This is a genomic window from Stenotrophomonas sp., assembly GCF_032056425.1.
Lineage (GTDB): Bacteria > Pseudomonadota > Gammaproteobacteria > Xanthomonadales > Xanthomonadaceae > Stenotrophomonas.
The window spans coordinates 67,036-89,039 of the sequence record NZ_DAMBCN010000006.1 but is presented as its reverse complement, the minus strand read 5'-3'; the positions used below and the strand labels follow the sequence as shown (position 1 = coordinate 89,039).

Sequence of the window (22,004 nt, the reverse complement as noted above, 5' to 3'; positions counted from 1 at the left end):
CGCGAGCATAGCTGGTCGCGCGTGAGAGAAGCCGCCGGGCCTGGCCCGGCGCTCCCCGCTCAGCCCTGCTGGTAGACCTGCGCACCGGCCGCGCGGAACTGTGCCGATTTTTCCTGCATGCCGCTCTCGGCGTATTCGCGCACGTCCTGGGTGATCTTCATCGAACAGAAATGCGGGCCACACATCGAACAGAAGTGCGCCAGCTTGTGTGCATCCTTCGGCAACGTTTCATCATGGAATTCCCTGGCCTTCTCCGGATCCAGGCCCAGGTGGAACTGGTCTTCCCAGCGGAATTCGAAGCGCGCCTTGCTCAGCGCGTTGTCACGCACCTGCGCACCCGGATGCCCCTTGGCCAGGTCGGCTGCATGCGCGGCAATGCGGTAGGCCATGATGCCGTCGCGCACATCCTGGCGATTGGGCAGGCCCAGGTGCTCCTTGGGCGTGACATAGCAGAGCATGGCCGTGCCGAACCAGCCGATCATGGCCGCACCGATGGCACTGGTGATGTGGTCGTAGCCCGGCGCGATATCGGTGGTCAGTGGGCCCAGCGTGTAGAACGGCGCCTCGCCACACTCGCGCAGCTGCTTGTCCATGTTCTCCTTGATCAGCTGCATCGGCACATGGCCCGGACCTTCGATCATGGTCTGCACATCATGCTTCCACGCGATCTTCGTCAACTCGCCCAGCGTTTCCAGTTCGCCGAACTGCGCGGCGTCGTTGGCATCTGCAATGCAGCCCGGGCGCAGGCCATCACCCAGCGAGAACGTCACGTCATAGGCCTTCATGATCTGGCAGATCTCTTCGAAGTGCGTGTAGAGGAAATTCTCCTTGTGGTGCGCCAGGCACCACTTGGCCATGATCGAACCCCCACGGCTGACGATGCCGGTCACCCGCCTGGCAGTGAGCGGCACATACCGCAGCAGCACCCCTGCATGGATGGTGAAGTAGTCCACGCCCTGCTCGGCCTGTTCGATCAGGGTGTCGCGGAAGATTTCCCAGGTGAGTGCTTCGGCGCGCCCGTCCACCTTCTCCAGCGCCTGGTAGATCGGCACCGTACCAATGGCCACCGGCGAATTGCGGATGATCCATTCCCGCGTTTCGTGGATGTGCTTGCCGGTGGACAGATCCATCACGGTGTCGCCGCCCCAGCGGATCGCCCACACCAGCTTTTCCACTTCTTCGGCGATGCCGGAGGACACCGCGCTGTTGCCGATGTTGGCGTTGATCTTGGTCAGGAAATTGCGACCGATGATCATCGGCTCGCTTTCGGGGTGATTGATGTTGTTGGGCAGTACCGCGCGGCCACGGGCGATTTCATCACGCACGAATTCAGGCGTGATGATCTTCGGAATTGCCGCGCCGAAGGATTCACCGGCATGCTGCTGCAGCAGGCTGGCATCGCCGATGTCCTGCAACCGCTGGTTTTCGCGGATCGCCACGAATTCCATTTCCGGGGTGATGATGCCGCGCCGTGCGTAATGCATCTGGGTGACGTTGGCGCCGGCCTTCGCGCGGCGCGGCAGGCTGCGCGCGGGGAAGCGCACCGCATCCAGTTTCGGGTCGTGCTCGCGTTCGCGACCGAAGCGGGAACTGAGTGCATCGAGCGCTTCGGTGTCGGCACGTTCTTCGATCCAGCCACGGCGCAGCGCCGGCAGGCCCGTGGTCAGGTCGATGGTCGCTTGCGGATCGGTATACGGACCGGAGGTGTCGTACACGGTCAGCGGCGCATTCTCCTCGCCACCAAACAGGGTGGGCGTGCGGGTCAGCGCGATCTCGCGCATGGGCACGCGCACGTCGGGGCGCGAACCGGGCACGTGGATCTTGTGCGAACCGGCGATGGGCCGGGTCACTGACGCGGAAAGTTGCTGGGCCTGCTGCTGCAGATCGGAAGGCTGTGCGTTCATCGGGCATCGTCCAGGAAGGTCAGGGACGAAGCGGCGGCGCACTGCGCACCGCGCCCGGACGGTCCTTGGGCGGACTCCGGGCACGGCTGCACTGCAAAGCTTCCCTACGCCGGTATGAACCGGATCAGGTTCCAAGGGACTGTCTCAACCGTGGCCGATGGCCGCGGTACCCCCGCTTCTTGCTGCGTATTAGAGCACAGGCTGGCTCAGTAGCCCGCTGCCTGGCCATCCTTGCGGCTTTCCGAGGCACCGAAGTACACGCCGCTTTCCGGATCACGCAGGATGGCCTGGTAGCCACCATACGGACCATCGGCGAACACCACGCGGTGTCCCTTGCGCATCAGCGCGCGCACGGTTTCGTAGGGGAAGCCGGTTTCCAGGTTCACTTCACCGCCATCGCTCATGGCAGTGGCCTGCCCGGTTGGCTCGGTCGAACCTTCATGCTGGATGCGCGGTGCGTCGCCGGCCTCCTGCAGGTTCATGCCGAAATCCACCAGGTTCATCACGATCTGCGCATGGCCCTGCGGCTGCATGGCACCGCCCATTACGCCGAAACTGGCATACGGTTTGCCGTCCTTGGTGATGAAACCCGGAATGATGGTCTGGAACGGTCGCTTGCCCGGTGCGTAGCCGTTGGGATGGTTCTTCTGCAGCACGAACATCTCGCCGCGGTCCTGCAGGATGAAGCCCAGCCCCGGCGGCGCCATGCCGCTGCCCATGCCGCGATAGTTGGACTGGATGAGCGAGACCATCATGCCGTCGCTGTCGGCCACGGTCATGTAGATCGTATCGCCCTGTTCGAGCTGTTTCGGCGTACCCGGCTGCACTTCCTTCAACGCCTTGTCCATCGAGATCAGCGCACGGCGCTGCGCGGCGTACTCCTTGGATATCAGTTTCTGCACCGGTGCCGGCTGGAAGGCCATGTCGGCATAGAAACGCGCGCGATCGGCGAAGGCCAGCTTCTTGGCTTCCACGAACAGGTGCACGTGCTCGGGCGAACCGAACGCGATTTTCGAGAAGTCGTAGCCTTCCAGCACGTTGAGGATCTGCAGCGCGGCAATGCCCTGGCTGTTGGGTGGCAGTTCCCACACGTCATAACCACGGTAATTGCTGCTGACCGGCTCGACCCATTCCCCCTGGTGGTCGGCCATGTCCTGGTAGCTGAGGTAACCGCCGTTGGCTTTGAAGTAATCGCCGATGGTGCGGGCCACGTCGCCCTTGTAGAACGCATCGCGGCCGCCATCGGCGATTTTCTGCAGGGTGGTGGCCAGGTTCGGGTTCTTCCACATCTGGCCCTTGCGCGGGGCATGGCCGTCGATGGTGAACTGCTCAGTGAAGCCGGGATACTTCGACAGGCGCGGCACCGAACGATCCCAGTAGTAGGCAATCACTTCGGCTACCGGATGGCCCTCGCGCGCATAGCGGATGGCCGGCGCCAGGTTGTCGGCCATCGGCTTGCGGCCGAAGCGGTCGTGCAGCGCGAACCAACCGTCCACCGCGCCGGGGACCGATACCGGCAGCGGACCGGTGGCCGGAATCTCCTTCAGGCCACGGCGCTGGAACTCAGCCAGGGTGAGCGACTTCGGCGAACGCCCCGAGCCGTTGTAGCCGTACAGCTTCTGCGTCTTCGGATCCCACACGATGGCGAACAGGTCGCCGCCGATGCCGTTGCCGGTCGGCTCCATCAGGCCCAGCGCCGCATTGGCGGCAATGGCGGCATCGACGGCCGAACCACCGGCCTTCATCACGTCCAGCGCAATCTGGGTGGCCAGCGGCTGCGAGGTGGCGGCCATGGCGTGCGGGGCAATGACCTCGGAGCGGGTGGCAAAGGTCTGGCCGGTGATGCGGTCGGCGGCCGTGGACAGGGCGGGGACTGCGGCCAGCACGGCAGCGGCCAGCAGGGAGCGGGCAAGGCGTCGGGACACGGTTGGGTTCCGATGGAAGGGTGGTGCCCTGATCTTCGCTGCTTCGGGCTGCAGCCGGAATCGGGCAGAGGTCATGGGCGGCAGCGCTTCGCTGGGTGCGGACTTTTGCTGGCTTCGGGGAATCCAGTGCGGACCAAGGTCCGCACCTACCAGAGCGGGATGCGTGCACGGCTGCCGGCTTCGGGGAATCCAGTGCGGACCAAGGTCCGCACCTACCAGAGCGGAATCACCGGCAAATCCGCGCAAAAAACCCGCTGAAAGGAGTGAATTACGGTTCACTGAAACACTTTCAGTGGCAACCATCCTTGTGCCACAAGCCTTTGCGCCAGATGCAGGCGAAACCGATGAAAAACCCGTTGCGAAGGTTGACACCGTCGAAATGGCTATGTTTCTCTCGATCCCATGCTGCAACGCCACTCGTCCCTGCGAACCGCCATTGAAGCCGCCGATTCCGGCGCCGCATCGCTGCGTTCGCTTCTCGTGCTCGTACTTATTAGCCAGCCCACAGGTGCGGGACGAGCCAGCGTGTAAGCAACAGACACACCGGAACTCGATCAGAAACCCGCATCCACCCTGGTGCGGGTTTTTTCATTTCAGGACCTGGTTTCACACGCAACCACTCAACCATCCAGTCACGACCATGCACACCGCCTCCCGCAAAACCCGGACCTGCCGCACCACGCCCTGCCGTGGTGGCTGTGCCCGTGAGATGCGCGGCGCCTCCTCCCCCGCTTTCCCCTGACCGGCCGGTACGTCGCTTCGACTGCCGGCCGTCTTTTTTCTTCCCAGCCAAGGAACCTCCCCCATGAGCACCAACTCCCTGCCCCAGACCAAGATCGCCGTCATCGGTTACGGCAGCCAGGGCCGCGCCCACGCGCTGAACCTGCGTGAATCCGGCTTCGACGTGGTGGTAGGCCTGCGTCCCGGCGGCCCGACCGAAGCGAAGGCCCAGGCCGACGGCTTCACCGTGGTGGCCCCGGCCGAAGCCGTGAAGGATGCCGACCTGGTGGCCGTGCTGACCCCGGACATGGTGCAGAAGAAGCTCTACAACGAGGTGCTGGCGCCGAACATGAAACAGGGCGCCTGCCTGTTGTTCGCCCACGGCCTGAACGTGCATTACGGCATGATCGAACCGCGCGCCGATCTGGACGTAGTGCTGGTCGCGCCGAAGGGCCCGGGCGCGCTGGTCCGTCGCGAATACGAAATCGGCCGCGGCGTGCCGTGCATCTGGGCCATCCACCAGGATGTCAGCGGCAAGGCCGAACAGCATGCCAAGGCCTATGCAGCCGGCCTGGGCGGCGCCCGCGCCAACCTGATCCAGACCACCTTCAAGGAAGAGACCGAAACCGATCTGTTCGGCGAGCAGGCCGTGCTGTGCGGCGGCGCCTCGGCGCTGGTGCAGGCCGGCTTCGAAACGCTGGTCGAAGCTGGCTACCAGCCGGAAATCGCCTACTACGAAGTGCTGCACGAACTGAAGCTGATCGTCGACCTGTTCTACGAAGGCGGCATCTCGCGCATGCTGGAATTCGTCTCCGAGACCGCCCAGTACGGCGACTACGTCAGCGGCCCGCGCGTGATCGACGCCAGCACCAAGGAGCGCATGAAGGAAGTCCTGAAGGACATCCAGGACGGCACCTTCACCAAGAACTGGGTGGCCGAGTACGAAGCAGGCCTGCCGAACTACAAGAAGTACAAGCAGGCCGACCTGGAGCACCCGATCGAGAAGGTGGGCAAGGAGCTGCGCGCCAAGATGGTCTGGTTGCAAGGACAGGCTGCGTAACCACGCAGCCTCCCCCACCCGCTTTGCAAGGTTCCCCCATGAACTCTCCCACACACCGCAGCGCGCCGCCGAACGGCGCGCGCTGGCTGACCCAGGCGCTGGAGGCCGAGGGCGTCCGTACGCTGTTCGGCTATCCCGGCGGCACCATCATGCCGTTCTACGACGCGCTGGTGGATTCGTCGCTGAAGCACATCCTGGTGCGCCACGAGCAGGGTGCCGCGCTGGCGGCCAATGGCTTCGCCCGCGCCAGCGGCCAGGTGGGCGTCTGCGTGGCCACCTCCGGCCCCGGCGCGTCGAACCTGGTCACCGGCATCGCCGATGCCATGCTGGATTCGGTGCCGATGGTCTGCATCACCGGCCAGGTCGCCACGCCGCTGCTGGGTACCGACGCCTTCCAGGAACTGGATGTGTTCGGCCTGACCCTGCCCATCGTCAAGCACAGCTGGCTGGTGCGCAGCGTCGATGACCTGCCGCGCGTAGTGGCCGACGCCTTCCGCATTGCCCGTGAGGGCCGCCCCGGCCCGGTGCTGATCGACCTGCCCAAGGACGTGCAGCTGGCCGATGCCAGCCACCTGCCGGTGCACGTGCCGTCCAGCGTGGAGCCGCCGGCGGCCGCCGCCGATGCGGCCATCGCCGAGGCCATCGCCGCACTGGCGGCGGCCGAGAAGCCGGTGATCTACGCTGGCGGTGGCATTGCCCTGGGCGAGGCCGTGCAGGACCTGCGCGACTTCGCCGAGGCCAGCGCCATCCCCACCGTGATGACCCTGCGTGGCCTGGGCGCGCTGCCCCCGCAGCACCCGCAGTCGCTGGGCATGCTGGGCATGCACGGCACCCGCGCGGCCAACATGGCGGTGCAGGAAAGCGACCTGCTGCTGGTGCTGGGTGCGCGCTTTGATGACCGTGCCACCGGCAAGCTGGCCGAGTTCGCGCCGTTCGCCCGCGTGGTCCACATCGACGCCGACGCCTACGAGATCTCCAAGCTGCGCAGCGCCGATGTCGCGGTGCCGGGCAATGTCAGCCATGCCATCCGCGCCCTGCGTGCGGCCTTCCCCTCCCCCCAGGCCCACCAGGACGCATGGCGCAAGCGCTGTGCCCAGCACCGCGACCGCTTCGCCGCCCGCTACGACGCACCGGGCCAGCACATCTACGCCCCGGCGCTGCTGAAGCGCCTGAGCGAAGTGGCGCCCGCCGACACGGTCATCGCCTGCGATGTCGGCCAGCACCAGATGTGGGTGGCCCAGCATTGCCGCTTCAACCACCCGCGCAACCACCTGACCAGTGGCGCGCTGGGCACCATGGGCTTCGGCCTGCCGGCCGCGATGGGCGCGCAGTTCGCCTGCCCCGACCGCACCGTGGTGCTGGTGTCCGGTGATGGCAGCTTCATGATGAACGTGCAGGAGCTGGCCACCATCGCCCGTTGCCGGCTGCCGGTGAAGATCGTGCTGCTGGACAACAGTTCCCTGGGCATGGTGCGGCAGTGGCAGGAGCTGTTCTTCGCTGAGCGCTACAGCGAGATCGACCTGTCCGACAACCCGGACTTCGTGGCCCTGGCCAAGGTGTTCGGCATCGCTGCCACCCGCATCGACAACCGCGATGACGTCGAAGGTGGCCTGGCCGCGCTGCTGGCCGAACCGGGCCCGGCCCTGCTGCACGTGGCCATCGATGCACGCGCCAACGTGTGGCCGCTGGTGCCGCCCAACACCGCCAACAGCACCATGCTGGAAAGCAACCCCGCCCACGCCCGCCAGGAGACCCCCAATGCAATACCGGCTTGACCTGGTGCTGCACCCGGCCGAAGGCGCGCTGCTGCGCGTGATCGGCATGGCCGAACGCCGCGGCTTCGCCCCGCGCGCGATCAGCGGCGCGCCGGTGGCCGCCGATGACGGACGCTGGCACCTGCAGTTGGTGGTCGATGGCCAGCGGCCGCCGGACACCCTGTGCCGGCAGATGGAAAAGATCTACGACTGTGTGTCGGTACAGCTGACGCCCGTGGAAGGAGCTGCATGATGAACACCCGTACCGTAGCGACCACGGTGCCGGCACGGAGGCGTCTTCTTCGTCGCCCGTGCCCGCACCCGGCGCAGTCCGGCAACCCGCAGGTGGCCCATGCCGGCCGCTGATGCCAGCAAGGAAAGCGATGTCGGCGACGTAAGCGTTGCCGACGTACTGGCCGCGCAGGCCCGCCTGCGCCGCTTCCTGCCGCCTACCCCGCTGCACCATGCCGAACGCTTCGGCACCTGGCTGAAGCTGGAAAACCTGCAGCGCACCGGTTCCTACAAGGTGCGCGGCGCGCTGAACGCCCTGCTGGCCGGCCGCGAACGTGGCGACACCCGCCCGGTGATCTGCGCTTCGGCCGGCAACCACGCACAGGGCGTGGCCTGGGCCGCCTACCGCCTGGACGTGCCGGCCATCACCGTGATGCCGCATGGCGCGCCTGCGACCAAGATCGCCGGTGTCGCCCACTGGGGCGCCACCGTTCGCCAGCACGGCAACAGCTACGACGATGCCTTCGCCTTCGCCGTCGAACTGGCGCAGCGCCATGGCTACCGCTTCCTGTCCGCCTTCGACGATGCCGACGTGATCGCCGGCCAGGGCACGGTCGGCATCGAACTGGCACCGCATGCACCGGACGTGGTGATCGTGCCGATCGGTGGCGGCGGCCTGGCCTCCGGCGTGGCGCTGGCACTGAAATCGCAGGGCGTGCGCGTGATCGGCGCGCAGGTCGAGGGCGTGGATTCAATGGCCCGCGCGATCAGCGGTGACGTGCGCGAGATCGCACCGGTGCCGTCGCTGGCCGACGGTGTGCGGGTGAAGATTCCCGGCTTCCTGACCCGCCGCCTGTGCACCTCGCTGCTGGACGACGTGGTGATCGTGCGCGAAGCCGAACTGCGCGAGACGCTGGTGCGGCTGGCGCTGGAAGAACACATCATCGCCGAAGGCGCCGGTGCGCTGGCACTGGCCGCCGGGCGCCGCGTGGCCGGCCGCCGCAAATGCGCAGTGGTCTCCGGCGGCAACATCGATGCCGGTGTCCTGGCCGGCCTGCTCACCGATATCCGCCCGCGGCCGCCGCGCAAACCGCGCCGGCGCCGCAGTGAAACCCCACGCTCGCCCAGCAAGGCCAGCGCCCCCGCCTCCCCCACCTCTTCCCCTTCCCACCTGCAAGCCGCAACGCCCGCTGTCGAGGAGATTTCCCTGTGACCACCATCGAACGAATTACCACCCCGCGCATCCGCATCTTCGACACCACCCTGCGTGACGGCGAGCAGTCCCCCGGCTGCAGCATGAGCCCGCCGCAGAAGCTGGTGATGGCGCGTGCGCTGGACGAACTGGGCGTGGACATCATCGAGACCGGCTTCCCGGCCAGCTCGCAGTCCGACCGCGAAGCGATGGCCCTGATCGGCCGTGAGCTGCGCCGCCCGAGCCTGACCCTGGCGGTGCTGTCGCGCTGCCTGCAGGCCGACATCGAAACCTCGGCACGTGCCCTGGAAGCCGCGGCCAACCCGCGCCTGCACCTGTTCCTGTCCACCAGCCCGCTGCACCGCGAGCACAAGCTGCGCATGACCCGCGAGCAGGTACTGGAATCGGTACGCAAGCACGTCACCCTGGCCCGCACCTATGTGGACGATGTGGAGTTCTCGGCCGAGGATGCCACCCGCACCGAGCTGGACTACCTGATTGAGGTGGCCCGCGTGGCGATCGCCGCCGGCGCGACCACCGTCAATCTGCCCGACACCGTCGGCTTCACCACGCCGGAAGAAATCCGCGCGATGTTCCAGCAGGTCATCGCCGGCGTGGCCGACGTGCCGAACGCGGCCAACGTGATCTTCAGCGCGCACTGCCACAACGACCTGGGCCTGGCCGTGGCCAACTCGCTGGCCGCCGTCGAAGGTGGCGCACGCCAGGTCGAGTGCACCATCAACGGCATCGGTGAACGCGCCGGCAACTGCTCGCTGGAAGAAATCGCCATGGTGCTGAAGGTGCGCCAGGCCTTCTACGACCAGGACACCGCCATCAATACCCCGCGCATCGTCGGCACCTCGCAGCTGCTGCAGCGCCTGGTCGGCATGCCGGTGCAGCGCAACAAGGCCATCGTCGGCGCCAATGCCTTCGCCCACGAATCGGGCATCCACCAGCACGGGATGCTGCGCCACCGCGGCACCTACGAAATCATGCGTCCGGAGGACGTGGGCTGGGAAGATTCGCAGATGGTGCTGGGCCGCCACAGTGGCCGCGCCGCGGTCGAATCGCGCCTGCGTGCACTGGGCTTCTGGCTGGAAGAAGACGAGCTGAAGCTGGTCTTCGAACAGTTCAAGGCGATGTGCGAGCAGCAGCGCGTGGTCACCGACGCCGACCTGCAGACCTTGATGCAGGGTGGCGCCAACACCCAGGGCTACCGCCTGGCCTCGATGACCATCAGCGACGTCGGCAGCCGCGCCAATGCGCTGGTCGAGCTGTCGGACCCGGAAGGCAACCGCGTGGCCGAAACCGCACAGGGCGATGGCCCGGTCGATGCGCTGTTCGGCGCGCTGTCCTCGGCCACCGGCGTGCAGCTGCAGCTGGACAGCTACCAGGTGCACAGCGTCGGCATCGGTGCCGATGCACGTGGCGAAGCCAACCTGAGCGTGCGCCACGAAGGCGTGGAGTACGACGGTACCGGCACCAGCAAGGACATCATCGAAGCGTCCGCGCTGGCCTGGCTGGACGTGGCCAACCGCCTGCTGCGCCAGCGCCAGGCCGCCGCCAGCAGCACCGAAACCCCGACCGCCGCCACTGCCTGAGGAATCTGAGATGAGCGCCTTCGACACCGCCACCACGGCCGCCGGCCAGCAGTGGAACGCCCAGGACTATGCAATCGATGCCGGTTTCGTGCCGCTGCTCGGCGGTGCGGTTGCGCGCCTGCTCGACCCGCGCACCGGTGAGCGCATCCTCGACCTGGGCTGTGGCGACGGCGTACTCAGCACCGAACTGGCCCTGAGCGGCGCACGCATCCACGGCGTGGACGCCTCGCCGGAACTGGTCAATGCCGCCCGCGCGCGCGGCGTCGATGCCCAGGTGATGGATGGCCACGCGCTGACCTTCAACGCCGAGTTCGATGCGGTGTTCAGCAATGCCGCGCTGCACTGGATGGGCAACCCGGACCGCGTGCTGGAGGGCGTGCGTCGTTCCCTGCGCCCCGGCGGCCGTTTCGTCGCCGAGTTCGGCGGCCATGGCAACGTGGCCACGATCATCGCCGCGGTGCAGGCCGCACGCGTGGCCCATGGCCATGGCAGCAGCACGTTCCAGTGGTATTTCCCCACTGCTGATGCCTACGCCGACCGCCTGCGCCAGCACGGCTTCCAGGTGCAGTTGATCGAGACCACGCCACGCCCGACCGCATTGCCGACCGGCGTGGCCGGCTGGCTGCGGGTGTTCGCCGCGCCGCTGCTGGACGATCTGCCAGCAGCCGCACGCGCCACCGTGCGCGAGGCCGCGGTGGCCCTGCTGGACGACCTGCCGCGTGACGCAGCCGGCCAGCCGCTGGCCGACTACGTGCGCCTGCGCGTGCTTGCCCGCCGCCGCTGACTTGACCGATCTGCTTTCTTTACTGATGTTCGCAACTTCGTACTTCTGCCAGGCATACGCATGACTTCCGCACCCCGCACCCTGTACGACAAACTGTGGGACGCCCACGTGGTGGTTCCCGAATCCGACAGCGCCCCTGCCGTGCTGTACATCGACCTGCACCTGATCCACGAGGTCACCTCGCCGCAGGCGTTCACCGAGCTGCGTTCGCGCGGCCTGGCGCCGCGCCGCCCGGACCGCACCAAGGCGACGATGGACCACTCCACTCCGACCCTGCCGGCCGGTGCCGACGGCAAGCTGCCCTACGCCAGCGCCGCCTCCGAAGCGCAGGTCGATACCCTGGCACGCAACTGCGCCGAGCATGGCATCGAGCTGTTCGACATGGCCTCGGACAACCGCGGCATCGTCCACGTCATCGCCCCGGAACAGGGCTTCACCCAGCCGGGCATGACCATCGTCTGCGGCGACAGCCACACCTCCACCCACGGCGCGTTCGGTTCGCTGGCCTTCGGCATCGGCACCAGCGAAGTGGGCCATGTGCTGGCCACCCAGTGCCTGCTGCAGCGCAAGGCGAAAACCTTCGCGATCACCGTTGATGGCCCGCTGGCGCCGGGCGTCGGTGCCAAGGACGTGGTCCTGCACATCATCGGCGTGATCGGCGTCAACGGTGGCACCGGCCACGTCATCGAGTTCCGTGGCAGTACCATCGAAGCGATGGACATGGAACAGCGCATGACCCTGTGCAACATGTCGATCGAGGCCGGTGCACGCGCCGGCATGGTCGCCCCGGACCAGGTCACCTTCGACTTCGTGGCCAGCACCCCGCGCGGCCCCAAGGGCGCCGACTTCGACGCCGCCGTGGCGCGCTGGCAGCAGCTGCGCAGCGATGAAGGCGCGCGCTTCGACAGCGAAGTGCACATCGATGCGGCCGACATCCGCCCGACCCTGACCTGGGGCACCCACCCGGGCACGGCCATCGCCGTGGACGCACCGATTCCGGCCGCCAACGATGCCGCCGCGCAGAAGGGCCTGGACTACATGCACTTCCAGCCCGGCCATGCGCTGGCAGGCACGCCGGTGGACGTCGTGTTCGTTGGCTCGTGCACCAACGGGCGCCTGAGCGACATGCGCGAAGTGGCACAGGTGCTGCGTGGCCGCCACGTCGCCGACGGTGTGCGCATGCTGGTGGTTCCGGGCTCGGAAATCGTCAAGCGCCAGGCCGAGGCCGAAGGCATCCACGAGATCGTGCGCGCGGCCGGTGCCGAATGGCGCGAGCCGGGCTGCTCGATGTGCATCGCCATGAACGGTGACCTGGTCGCCCCCGGCCAGCTGGCGGTGAGCACCAGCAACCGCAATTTCGAGGGCCGCCAGGGCCCCGGCTCGCGCACCCTGCTGGCCTCGCCGATGAGCGCGGCCTGGGCCGCAGTGAAGGGCCAGGTGGCCGATACCCGCGAACTGTTCGCACAGGAGGTGGCGTAATGGCCGGTTTCCGTACCCTGACCTCGTCCAGCGTGGTGCTGACGCAGACCAACATCGATACCGACCAGATCATTCCGGCGCGGTTCCTGTCCACCACCGAGCGCGCCGGCCTGGGCCGCAACGCGTTCAATGACTGGCGCTGGCAGGCCAACGGTTCGCCGGTGGCCGACTTCGCCTTCAATCAGCCGCACAACGCCGGCCGCAGCATCCTGCTGGCCGGCCGCAACTTCGGCTGCGGCTCCTCGCGCGAGCATGCGCCGTGGGCGCTGACCGACCTGGGCCTGCGCGCCATCGTCAGCAGCGAGATCGCCGACATCTTCCGCGGCAACGCGCTGAAGAACGGCCTGCTGCCGATCGTGCTGGACGAGGCCGACGTGCAGGCCCTGATGCAGCGCCCGGACGATGAACTGACCATCGACGTAGCCGCACGCGAGCTGCGCACGCCTGACGGCCGCGTCTATTCCTTCCCGCTGGACGGCTTCTCGCAGACCTGCCTGCTGGAAGGCGTGGACCAGTTGGGGTATCTGTTGGGCCGTGTCCCTGAAATCGAACGTTACGAGAGTGAGCATGCACGCTGAAATTGTTGTCCTGCCCGGTGATGGCATCGGCCCGGAAGTCGCCGCCGCCGCGGTTGCCGTCCTGAAGGCCGTCGCCAAACGCTTCAACCACAGCTTCACCTTCAGCGAGCACGATATCGGTGGCATCGCCATCGATCGCCATGGCGAGCCGCTGCCGGCCGCCACCCTCACCGCCTGCCAGGCTGCCAACGCGGTGCTGCTGGGCGCGGTGGGTGGCCCGAAGTGGTCCGACCCGAATGCCAAGGTGCGTCCGGAGCAGGGCCTGCTGGCGATCCGCAAGGCGCTGGGCCTGTACGCCAACCTGCGCCCGGTGCGCACCCATGAAGCCGCGCTGCATGCCTCGCCGATCAAGGCCGAGCTGCTGCAGGGCGTGGACTTCGTGGTGGTGCGCGAACTGACGGGCGGCATCTACTTCGGCGACAAGACCCGCGATGCCGACAGTGCCAGCGACCTGTGCCGCTACACCGTGGCCGAGATCGAGCGCGTGCTGCGCAGCGCCTTCCGCCTGGCGCAGCAGCGCCGTGGCAAGGTCACTTCGGTGGACAAGGCCAACGTGCTGGAAACCTCGCGCCTGTGGCGTGACGTGGCCGCGCGCATCGGCCGCGAGGAGTTCCCGGACGTGGCACTGGAACACCAGCTGGTCGACTCGATGGCCATGCACCTGCTGGCCAAGCCGCGCGAGTACGACGTGATCGTGACCGAGAACATGTTCGGCGACATCCTCACCGATGAGGCCTCGATGCTGGCGGGGTCGCTGGGCCTGCTGCCGTCGGCCTCGCTGGGTGAGCCGGGCGCGGTGGGCATCTACGAACCCATCCATGGTTCGGCGCCGGACATCGCCGGCAAGGGCATCGCCAACCCCTACGCGACGATCTTCAGCGCCGCCATGCTGCTGCGCCATTCGCTGGGGCTGGAAGCGGAAGCCGCCGCCGTCGAAGCAGCCGTGCATGCGGTGCTGGACGACGGCGTGTTCACCGCCGACCTGGCCGCCAAGGGCCAGGCGGTGAGCACGGCGGCCGCCACCGACGCGGTGTTGGCCAAGCTGGCCTGATCTGGCCTTCTTCGGATACTGCGCACAGCCACCCATGGGGTGGCTCTACTGGTACATCCACGTCACGCGTGGATGCTGCCATCCGTGCCACGCACCTCCGCGGTAGATCCACGCCACGCGTGGATGCTGCCATCCGCGCCACGCACCTCCCCGGTAGATCCACGCCATGCGTGGAGGCCGCCATTCGCGCCACGCACCTCCCCGATAGATCCACGCCACGCGTGGATGCCGCCATCCGCGCCACGCACCTCCGCGGTAGATCCACGCCATGCGTGGATGCAGTAGATCCACGCCATGCGTGGATGCGGTAGACCCACGCCATGCGTGGATGCCCCAACCCGTGCCAACCAAGGTTGGCACCTACCAAGGGCAGCGGCCCGGGAACCCGGGGCATTACGCCCCGGATTCGTCCGGCTTCACCCGGAACCAGGCGGCGTACAGCGCCGGCAGGAACACCAGGGTCAGTACGGTGCCGACGATCAGGCCACCCATGATCGAGATCGCCATCGAGCCATAGAACGCGCTTCGCGACAGCGGAATCATCGCCAGCACCGCGGCCAGCGCGGTCAGTACGATCGGGCGGAAGCGGCGCACGGTCGCGTCGATGATCGCGTGCCAGCGGTCATGCCCGGCGTCGATATCCTGCTGGATCTGGTCGATCAGGATCACCGAGTTGCGCATGATCATGCCGGCCAACGCGATCGTGCCCAGCAACGCCACGAAGCCGAACGGTGCGCGGAACAGCAGCAGGAACAGGGTGGCACCGATGATGCCCAACGGCGCGGTGACCAGCACCATCGCCGCGCGAGAGAAGCTGCGCAGCTGCAGCATCAGCAGGGTAGCCACCACGATCAGGAACAGTGGCATGCCGGCCTTGATCGAATCCTGGCCGCGGGTGGAGTCTTCCACCGAACCGCCGGTTTCCAGCAGGTAGCCACTGGGCAGCCCGGCACGGATGCCATCCAGGGTCGGCACGATCTGCTGCACCACGTCCAGCGCCTGCATGCCATCGCTGATGTCCGCACGCACGGTGACCGTCGGCAGGCGGTTGCGGTGCCAGATGATGCCGTCCTCGAAGGCGTACTCCAGCCGCGCGACCTGCGACAGGGTCACCGCGGTGCCGCCGCTGGTCGGAATCGCCAGGCTGCCCAGCAGGTCCAGCTGCGCGCGTTCGTTGTCCGGCCCGCGCAGCAGCATCTCGATCTGGCGGTTGCCTTCACGGTAGGTGCTCACGCTCATGCCCGACAGCGAGCTGCTGAGGAACTGGCTGACCTGCGCACTGCTTACCCCCAGCGCACGCGCGCGGTCCTGGTCGATCACCAGCCGCACCACCTTGCTCGGCTCGCTCCAGTCCAGGTTCACGTTCATCACGTGCGGGTTCTGCCGCACCTTGGCCTCGACCTGGCGCGCGATCGCCTGCACCTGGGCAATGTGCTCACCCGACACGCGCATCTGCACCGGATAGCCGACCGGCGGGCCATTCTCAAGACGGGTCACGCGCATCTGCACGTCCGGGAACTGCTGGATCACGTCCTTCAGCATCCAGTCGCGGGTGCTCTCGCGGGCCTTGGCATCGTCGGTAAGCACCACGAACTGGGCGAAGTTGGTGGCCGGCAACTGCTGGTCCAGCGGCAGGTAGAAGCGCGGCGAACCGGTGCCGACGTAGGCCACGTAGTTGCTGATGCCGGCGCGCCCCTTCAGCAGTTTCTCCAGCTTGTCGACCTGGGCCTGGGTGGCCGCCAGCGAAGCGCCTTCGGCCAGTTCAATGTCCACCATCAATTCAGGACGGGTGGAATCGGGGAAGAACTGCTGCGGCACAAAGCGGAACAGCAGCAGCGAGCCGACGAACAGCGCGATGGTCGCGGCGATCACCCACCAGCGGTGGCGCAGGCAACGGTCCAGGAAGCCACGGAAGCGCGTATAGAAGCGGCCCTGGTACGGATCATGATCGTGGCCGTGCTGTCTGGGCACGATCCAGCGCGCCAATGCCGGGTAGCGGTCGGCCCACTGCAGGCGGCGTGCATGCCAGCGCGCGGCCAGGGTTCCGGGCCTGGGCGGCTGCGGATTGAACAGGTCCGGCAGCATCTTGTCACCCAGGTACGGGATGAACAGCACTGCGGCGATCCACGACACCACCAGCGCGATGGTCACCACCTGGAACAGCGAACGGGTGTATTCACCGGTACTGGACGCAGCCGTGGCAATCGGCAGGAAGCCGGCGGCGGTGATCAACGTGCCGGTCAGCATCGGGAACGCGGTCGATTCCCAGGCGAAGCTGGCCGCGCGCAGGCGGTCGTAGCCCTGCTCCATCTTGGTGGCCATCATTTCCACCGCGATGATCGCATCGTCCACCAGCAGGCCCAGCGCCAGCACCAGCGCGCCCAGCGAGATCTTGTGCAGGCCGATATCGAAGTAGTGCATGACGAAGAAGGTCATCGCCAGCACCAGCGGGATGGTCACGCCCACCACCAGGCCGGTGCGCAGACCCAGCGAGAAGAAGCTGACCAGCAGCACGATCACCACCGCCTCGGTCAGCACCTGCACGAACTCGCCCACCGACTCTTCCACCGCGTGCGGCTGGTCGGAGACCTTGCGCAGCTGCATGCCCGCCGGCAGGGTCTTCTGCAGGCGCTCGAACTCGGCATCCAGGGTGGCACCCAGCTTCAGGATGTCACCGCCGTCCTTCATCGCCACCGCCAGGCCGATGGCATCCTGGCCCATGAAGCGCATCTTCGGCGACGCCGGATCGGCAAAGCCACGCTTGATCTGGGCAATGTCGCCCAGGTGCACGGTGCGTTCACCGGCCTGGATCGGGAAGCGGCGGATGTCTTCGATCGAATCGAACTGCCCGGTCACGCGCAGCTGCACGCGGTCGCTCGGGGTCTCGAAGAAACTGGTGGCCGTCACCGCGTTCTGGTCAGCCAACGCCTGCTGCACCTGCTGCAGCGACACACCCAGCGTGGCCAGCTTGGTGTTGGACAGTTCGATCCAGACCTTCTCGTCCTGCAGGCCGACCAGGTCGATCTTGCCCACGTCGGGCACGCGCTGCAGTTCCAGCTGGATGCGGTCGGCGTAGTCGCGCATCACCGCGTAGTCGAAGCCTTCGCCGGTCAATGCGTAGATGTTGCCGAAGGTGTCGCCGAATTCATCGTTGTAGAACGGCCCGACGATCTCGCGCGGCAGCGTGGCGCGGATATCGCCCACGCGCTTGCGCACCTGGTACCAGAGGTCGGGAATCTGCTTGGAACGCAGGCTGTCGCGGGCCATGAAGATCACCTGCGATTCGCCTGGGCGCGAGTACGAACGGATGAACTCGTATTCGCCGGTGTTCATCAGCGCCTTCTCGATCGGCTCGGTCACCTGCCGCGAGACCTGTTCGGCGGTCGCGCCCGGCCACATCGTGCGTATCACCATTGCCTTGAAGGTGAACGGCGGGTCTTCGGACTGGCCCAGGTGCTTGTACGACCACGCGCCGATGATCGCGAAGGCCAGCATGGCGAACAGCACCAGCGGGCGGTTGCCCAGCGCCCACTCAGAAAGGTTGAAGCGGCGCATGGCTCAGTGTTCCTTGGCAGCGGTCGCGGTCGGCGCCAGGACCGGACGGTTCTGCCGATCGACCGGGGTCACCACCTGGCCCTCGCGCAGCAGGTGACCGCCCGCGGCCACCACCCAGTCGCTGGGGCCCACGCCGGACAGTACCGGCACCGCCTGCGCACCGTAGGCGCCTACCGTTACCCGCGTTGCCTTCAGTGCACCGGTGGCCGGGTTGACCACCCAGACACTGGCCTGGCCATCGGCGCAGCGCTGCACCGCAGCCAACGGCAACTGCAGCGTGCCGCTGCGGCCGGCCGTGGCGAACACGCGTGCGCTCTGGCCCAGTTCCACCTCACTCAGCGCTTCCGGCGCCAGGCTGACGCGGGTGGCATAGGTGCGTGCCTGCGCATCGGCCGCCGGGGCGATCTCACGCAGGGTGCCGGGCAGCATCTGGCCCGGGCGGTTCCATAGTTCCACCTGCACCGCCTGGCCCACCTGGTAATCGCGGATCGAGCTTTCCGGCAGCGCGATCAGCACTTCGCGGCCGCCATCGGCGGCCAGGGTGAACACCGTCTGCCCGGCACTGACCACCTGCCCGGCTTCGGCCTGGCGGCTGGCGATCACGCCGTCGGCCGGTGCCCGCAGCTGCGCGTACTCGGCCTGGTTGCGGGCTACGGCCAGGTTGGCCCGTGCGGCGTTGGCCTGGCCCTGCGCGGCCTTGAACGCCGCGGTCTGCTGGTCCAGCGCCGAACGACTGACCAGCTGGTCTTCGGCCAGGGTGGCGTAGCGCTTCTGGTCGTCGCGGGCGCGCACCAGATCGGCTTCGGCTGCCGCCAGTTGCGCCTGCGATGCCGCCGCCTGCGAGGCGTAGTCGGCCACGTCCAGTTCGGCCAGCAACTGGCCCTTCTTCACCCGTTGGCCGGCGTCCACGTGGCGCTTGACCAGGTTGCCGCCCACGCGGAACGACAGCGGGCTTTCCTGGCGCGCGCGCACTTCGCCGGGGTAGGCGGCCGCGGCCTGGCCGTCCTGGGTGAGCGGATGCACCACCAGCACCGGAATGGCCGGCGCCGGCTCGGCGGCCTGCTTGCCACACCCAGCCAGCACCACGGCCAACGCACCTACGCCCAACCAACGCATGTTCTTCATGGCGATACGACCTGAAAGGAAATCCGGAAAACCGCAGCAGCAACACTCTGTTACGCCACGGAGATTATTGAACCAGTCGGTATAGTATAAATATCGAACCGCGTGGTCTAGTATTACGGGAATGAATTCCCCCACTTCCCGCAAGCCGTCGGCCAAGCCTCCGGCGAAGGCTGCCGGGCCCGGGCGTCCGAAGGACCTGGGCAAGCGCGCCGCGATCCTGGAGGCCGCCAAAGTGCTGTTCATTGAACAGGGCTACAGCGGCGTCAGCATGGACAACATCGCGGCCCAGGCCGGCGTGTCCAAGCTGACCGTTTACAGCCATTTCGGCGACAAAGAGACCCTGTTCTCGCAGGCGGTGCAGTCCAAGTGCATCGAGATGCTGCCCGACGCGCTGTTCGTGGCCGACGCCGATGGCCCGTTGCGCGACCAGCTGCTGGGCATCGGCCATGCCTTCTTCGAGCTGATTACCTCGGACGCGGCGCTGTCGATCCAGCGGGTGATGATGGCCCCGGAAACCGACGCGCGCCTGCGCGAACTGTTCTGGCAGGCCGGTCCGCTGCGCACCTGCGAGGCGCTGGCCGAGTTCCTGCGCTCGCGCACGGCACGCGGCGAGCTGGAGATCAGCGACTTTGCCCAGGCCGGCCAACAGTTCCTGACCCTGGTGAAGGGTGAGGTGCACATGCATATGATGTGCGGCATGCCATTGTCCCCGGCCGAGACCGACGCCACGACCCATGTGGCCGCCAGCGTCGATTTCTTCCTGCGCGCCTACGCTCCACGAGGGGCTGGACACCGCTGAACGCACCAACCTGAACGAACCGGAGGTCGCGATGACTTCCGGCACTGCGACCCCGGCCCCCCGGCAGCTGATGCTCTGGGCGCGCCGCCGGCCTCCGGCACCGGTAAAATGGCCGGCCCACTGCGCTGGATTTGAACCTCATGACGATTGATTACGCCCACGCCCGCGAACTGATGGTGGAACAGCAGATCCGTCCCTGGGACGTGCTGGACATCAAGGTGCTCGACGTCCTGGCCCGCCTGCCGCGCGAGGCCTTTGTCGCCGACGCGCGCCGTGCGCTGGCCTACACCGATGTCGAACTGCCCATCGGCAACGGCCAGAAGATGATGAAGCCGGTGATCGAAGGCCGCACCCTGCAGGCGCTGGATCTGCAGCCGGGTGATGAAGTGCTGGAGATCGGTACCGGCAGCGGCTTCCTGGCTGCCTGCATCGGCGCGCTGGCGCGCGACGTGCTGAGCCTGGAAATCGATCCGGAACTGGCCGCCGCGGCGCGTGCACGCCTGGATGCGTCGGGCCTGGGCACCAACGTGCGGGTGGAAGTGGCCGACGCCCTGACCTGGCAGACCGATCGCCGCTTTGACGTGATCTGTGTCACTGGCGCAGTGGACGTGGTGCCGTCACAGTTCGCCTCGTGGCTGCGTCCGGGCGGTCGCCTGTTCGTGATCCACGGCCGTTCGCCGGCCATGGAAGCGCTGCTGGTGAAGGCCGACGGCAGCACCGAATCGCTGTTCGAGACCGATATCGATTACCTGCGCGGTGCCGCCCCGGCACCCCAGTTCCACCTCTGAGTCCAAGGAAGCCGCAATGATCCGCCGATCCCTCGCTGTTGCGCTGGCCACTGCCCTGCTGCCGTTGTCTGCCCATGCCGCCGACCTGCTGCAGGTCTACGAAATGGCGCGCAACGGCGACCCGCAGCTGGCCGCTGCCGAATCGACCCGGCTGTACGACAAGGAAGGCGCCGTGCAGGCACGCGCCGCCCTGCTGCCGCAGATCAACGGTACTGCCGCGTTGAACCGCACGCGCAGCGAAGCCAATGCCGACGCCAACTCCGGCTCGGTGATGAGCAAGCGCCGCAGCTACACGGTCGATGGCAGCCAGACGCTGTTCAACTGGACCCAGATCAACAACCTGCGTTCGCAGCGTGAGCTGAGCAAGGCGGCGGATTTCACCCTCGATTCGGCCAACGACAGCCTGATCGTGCGCACCTCGGCGGCCTACTTCAACGTGCTGGTGGCGATCGAATCGCTGACCGCCGCACAGACCAATGAAGCGGCCGCGAAGAAGCAGTTCGACTTCGCCGACAAGCGCCTGGAAGTGGGCCTGGCGCCGATCACCGACGTGCACGAAGCCCGCGCCCAGTACGACCAGGCGCGCGCCAACACCATCGTTGCGCAGAACACCCTGGCCGACAATTACCAGGCGCTGACCGAACTGACCGGCCAGCCGGTGGTGAACCTGCGCGGCCTGCCGGCCGATTTCCGCCCGGAAGTGCCGGCCAACCGTGGCAACATCGATGAACTGGTGACCCAGGCCAGCAGCCAGAACCCGGCACTGAAGGCACAGGAACTGAAGGTCAGCGCCGCTGAAGCCGGCGTGCAGGCGGCCCGTGGCGGCCACTACCCCACCCTGTCGCTGGGCGGCAGCTGGGGCAAGAGCGCGACCTGGGGCGACAGCACCGGTGCCGGCTCGCTGTCGCCCGATGCCCGTACCAACAGCATCGGCCTGACCCTGAACGTGCCGATCTTCTCCGGCGGCGCCACCCAGTCCGGCGTACGCCAGGCGCTGGCCCAGCGTGACATCGCCCAGGACACCTACGAGCAGCAGAAGCGCGCCCTGGACCGCAACACCCGCAATGCCTACCAGACCCTGGTGCAGGGCATCAGCGAAGTGGAAGCGCGTCGTCTGGCGGTGGTTTCCGCACAGAGCGCCTACGACGCTTCGCAGGTTGGCCTGGAAGTGGGTACGCGCACGGTGCTGGACGTGATCCAGAACCAGCGCATCCTGTTCTCGGCGCAGCTGGACTACGCCCAGGCCCGCTACACCTTCCTGCAGAACCGCCTGCTGCTGAGCCAGTCGCTGGGTTCGCTGGACGTGGCCGAGCTGCAGGACGTCAACCGCCTGCTGACCCAGGACGCGGGCACCCCGGCCACCACCACGCGCTGATTCCGCGCGCTGCTGGCGGTACAGAAGAACCACCCGCAAGGGTGGTTTTTTTGTGCGGCAACGACGCTGCCAGGCCGACAGCG

At 67.2% G+C, this 22,004-nt stretch carries 16 protein-coding genes and 1 riboswitch; of the genes, 12 read left to right on the top strand and 4 right to left on the bottom strand.

Going from position 1 to position 22,004, the window contains the following annotated elements:
• Positions 1-59: 59 nt before the first annotated feature.
• Positions 60-1,904, bottom strand: a complete 1,845-nt coding sequence (gene thiC / locus RTY46_RS06665) for a phosphomethylpyrimidine synthase ThiC (protein WP_312707344.1) — start codon at positions 1,902-1,904, stop codon at positions 60-62.
• A gap of 83 nt (positions 1,905-1,987) precedes the next feature.
• Positions 1,988-2,088, bottom strand: a riboswitch (TPP riboswitch).
• Between the two features lie 22 nt (positions 2,089-2,110).
• Positions 2,111-3,829: a gamma-glutamyltransferase gene (gene ggt, locus RTY46_RS06660; protein WP_312707343.1), complete on the bottom strand. Its 1,719-nt coding sequence runs from the start codon at positions 3,827-3,829 to the stop codon at positions 2,111-2,113.
• Between the two features lie 805 nt (positions 3,830-4,634).
• Between ggt and ilvC the strand changes: the two genes are divergently transcribed.
• From ilvC to leuB, 9 genes are all read left to right on the top strand, one after another.
• On the top strand, positions 4,635-5,609 hold the full coding sequence (ilvC, locus tag RTY46_RS06655; RefSeq protein WP_312707342.1) for a ketol-acid reductoisomerase: 975 nt from the start codon (positions 4,635-4,637) through the stop codon (positions 5,607-5,609).
• Positions 5,610-5,647: 38 nt separating this feature from the next.
• The gene (gene ilvG, locus RTY46_RS06650; RefSeq protein WP_312707341.1) at positions 5,648-7,384 is read left to right on the top strand and encodes an acetolactate synthase 2 catalytic subunit; all 1,737 of its coding nucleotides are present in this window, start codon (positions 5,648-5,650) and stop codon (positions 7,382-7,384) included.
• Positions 7,368-7,616, top strand: a complete 249-nt coding sequence (locus RTY46_RS06645; RefSeq protein ID WP_200751343.1) for an ACT domain-containing protein — start codon at positions 7,368-7,370, stop codon at positions 7,614-7,616. Before ilvG ends, RTY46_RS06645 begins: the two co-directional genes overlap by 17 nt.
• A 99-nt stretch (positions 7,617-7,715) precedes the next feature.
• Positions 7,716-8,807 (top strand): threonine dehydratase, encoded by a 1,092-nt coding sequence (locus RTY46_RS06640; RefSeq protein ID WP_312707340.1) that lies wholly within the window; start codon positions 7,716-7,718, stop codon positions 8,805-8,807.
• Positions 8,804-10,387 carry a 2-isopropylmalate synthase gene (locus tag RTY46_RS06635; protein ID WP_286069791.1) on the top strand — a complete coding sequence of 528 codons (1,584 nt, stop codon included), beginning with the start codon at positions 8,804-8,806 and terminating at the stop codon, positions 10,385-10,387. Before RTY46_RS06640 ends, RTY46_RS06635 begins: the two co-directional genes overlap by 4 nt.
• Positions 10,388-10,397: 10 nt before the next feature.
• Positions 10,398-11,171 carry a methyltransferase domain-containing protein gene (locus tag RTY46_RS06630; RefSeq protein ID WP_312707339.1) on the top strand — a complete coding sequence of 258 codons (774 nt, stop codon included), beginning with the start codon at positions 10,398-10,400 and terminating at the stop codon, positions 11,169-11,171.
• A 60-nt stretch (positions 11,172-11,231) separates the two neighbouring features.
• A complete protein-coding gene (leuC, locus tag RTY46_RS06625; protein WP_312707337.1) occupies positions 11,232-12,650 on the top strand; it encodes a 3-isopropylmalate dehydratase large subunit in 1,419 nt (472 codons plus the stop codon).
• Entirely contained in the window at positions 12,650-13,228 is a 579-nt protein-coding gene (leuD, locus tag RTY46_RS06620) for a 3-isopropylmalate dehydratase small subunit (protein ID WP_312707336.1), read from the top strand. The genes leuC and leuD overlap by 1 nt, the downstream gene beginning before the upstream one ends.
• Positions 13,218-14,279 (top strand): 3-isopropylmalate dehydrogenase, encoded by a 1,062-nt coding sequence (leuB, locus tag RTY46_RS06615; protein ID WP_312707335.1) that lies wholly within the window; start codon positions 13,218-13,220, stop codon positions 14,277-14,279. The genes leuD and leuB overlap by 11 nt, the downstream gene beginning before the upstream one ends.
• Before the next feature lie 393 nt (positions 14,280-14,672).
• On the opposite strand, the gene RTY46_RS06610 is transcribed toward leuB, so the two are convergent.
• Entirely contained in the window at positions 14,673-17,834 is a 3,162-nt protein-coding gene (locus RTY46_RS06610; protein ID WP_312707334.1) for an efflux RND transporter permease subunit, read from the bottom strand.
• Positions 17,835-17,837: 3 nt separating this feature from the next.
• Positions 17,838-18,959 carry an efflux RND transporter periplasmic adaptor subunit gene (locus tag RTY46_RS06605; protein ID WP_312707333.1) on the bottom strand — a complete coding sequence of 374 codons (1,122 nt, stop codon included), beginning with the start codon at positions 18,957-18,959 and terminating at the stop codon, positions 17,838-17,840.
• Positions 18,960-19,080: 121 nt separating this feature from the next.
• On the opposite strand from RTY46_RS06605, the gene RTY46_RS06600 reads away from it, so the two are divergent.
• The 3 genes from RTY46_RS06600 (at position 19,081) to RTY46_RS06590 (ending at position 21,921) form a co-directional block, all read left to right on the top strand.
• Positions 19,081-19,758 carry a TetR/AcrR family transcriptional regulator gene (locus tag RTY46_RS06600; RefSeq protein ID WP_312707332.1) on the top strand — a complete coding sequence of 226 codons (678 nt, stop codon included), beginning with the start codon at positions 19,081-19,083 and terminating at the stop codon, positions 19,756-19,758.
• 140 nt (positions 19,759-19,898) lie between these two features.
• The gene (locus tag RTY46_RS06595; protein WP_312707331.1) at positions 19,899-20,546 is read left to right on the top strand and encodes a protein-L-isoaspartate O-methyltransferase; all 648 of its coding nucleotides are present in this window, start codon (positions 19,899-19,901) and stop codon (positions 20,544-20,546) included.
• Between the two features lie 16 nt (positions 20,547-20,562).
• Positions 20,563-21,921, top strand: coding sequence for a TolC family outer membrane protein (locus tag RTY46_RS06590; protein WP_312707330.1), 1,359 nt, complete (start codon positions 20,563-20,565; stop codon positions 21,919-21,921).
• The last annotated feature ends 83 nt before the right edge of the window (positions 21,922-22,004 follow it).

What these genes read in the sequence shown, in the direction of transcription:
- RTY46_RS06630 (WP_312707339.1), top strand. Translation starts at nt 10,398, where the DNA reads ATGAGCGCCTTCGACACCGCCACCACGGCCGCCGGCCAGCAGTGGAAC.
- ilvG (WP_312707341.1), top strand. Translation starts at nt 5,648, where the DNA reads ATGAACTCTCCCACACACCGCAGCGCGCCGCCGAACGGCGCGCGCTGG.
- RTY46_RS06600 (WP_312707332.1), top strand. Translation starts at nt 19,081, where the DNA reads ATGAATTCCCCCACTTCCCGCAAGCCGTCGGCCAAGCCTCCGGCGAAG.
- RTY46_RS06595 (WP_312707331.1), top strand. Translation starts at nt 19,899, where the DNA reads ATGACGATTGATTACGCCCACGCCCGCGAACTGATGGTGGAACAGCAG.
- ilvC (WP_312707342.1), top strand. Translation starts at nt 4,635, where the DNA reads ATGAGCACCAACTCCCTGCCCCAGACCAAGATCGCCGTCATCGGTTAC.
- RTY46_RS06640 (WP_312707340.1), top strand. Translation starts at nt 7,716, where the DNA reads ATGCCGGCCGCTGATGCCAGCAAGGAAAGCGATGTCGGCGACGTAAGC.
- leuB (WP_312707335.1), top strand. Translation starts at nt 13,218, where the DNA reads ATGCACGCTGAAATTGTTGTCCTGCCCGGTGATGGCATCGGCCCGGAA.
- leuC (WP_312707337.1), top strand. Translation starts at nt 11,232, where the DNA reads ATGACTTCCGCACCCCGCACCCTGTACGACAAACTGTGGGACGCCCAC.
- RTY46_RS06590 (WP_312707330.1), top strand. Translation starts at nt 20,563, where the DNA reads ATGATCCGCCGATCCCTCGCTGTTGCGCTGGCCACTGCCCTGCTGCCG.
- RTY46_RS06610 (WP_312707334.1), bottom strand. Translation starts at nt 17,834, where the DNA reads ATGCGCCGCTTCAACCTTTCTGAGTGGGCGCTGGGCAACCGCCCGCTG.
- RTY46_RS06605 (WP_312707333.1), bottom strand. Translation starts at nt 18,959, where the DNA reads ATGAAGAACATGCGTTGGTTGGGCGTAGGTGCGTTGGCCGTGGTGCTG.
- RTY46_RS06645 (WP_200751343.1), top strand. Translation starts at nt 7,368, where the DNA reads ATGCAATACCGGCTTGACCTGGTGCTGCACCCGGCCGAAGGCGCGCTG.
- leuD (WP_312707336.1), top strand. Translation starts at nt 12,650, where the DNA reads ATGGCCGGTTTCCGTACCCTGACCTCGTCCAGCGTGGTGCTGACGCAG.
- thiC (WP_312707344.1), bottom strand. Translation starts at nt 1,904, where the DNA reads ATGAACGCACAGCCTTCCGATCTGCAGCAGCAGGCCCAGCAACTTTCC.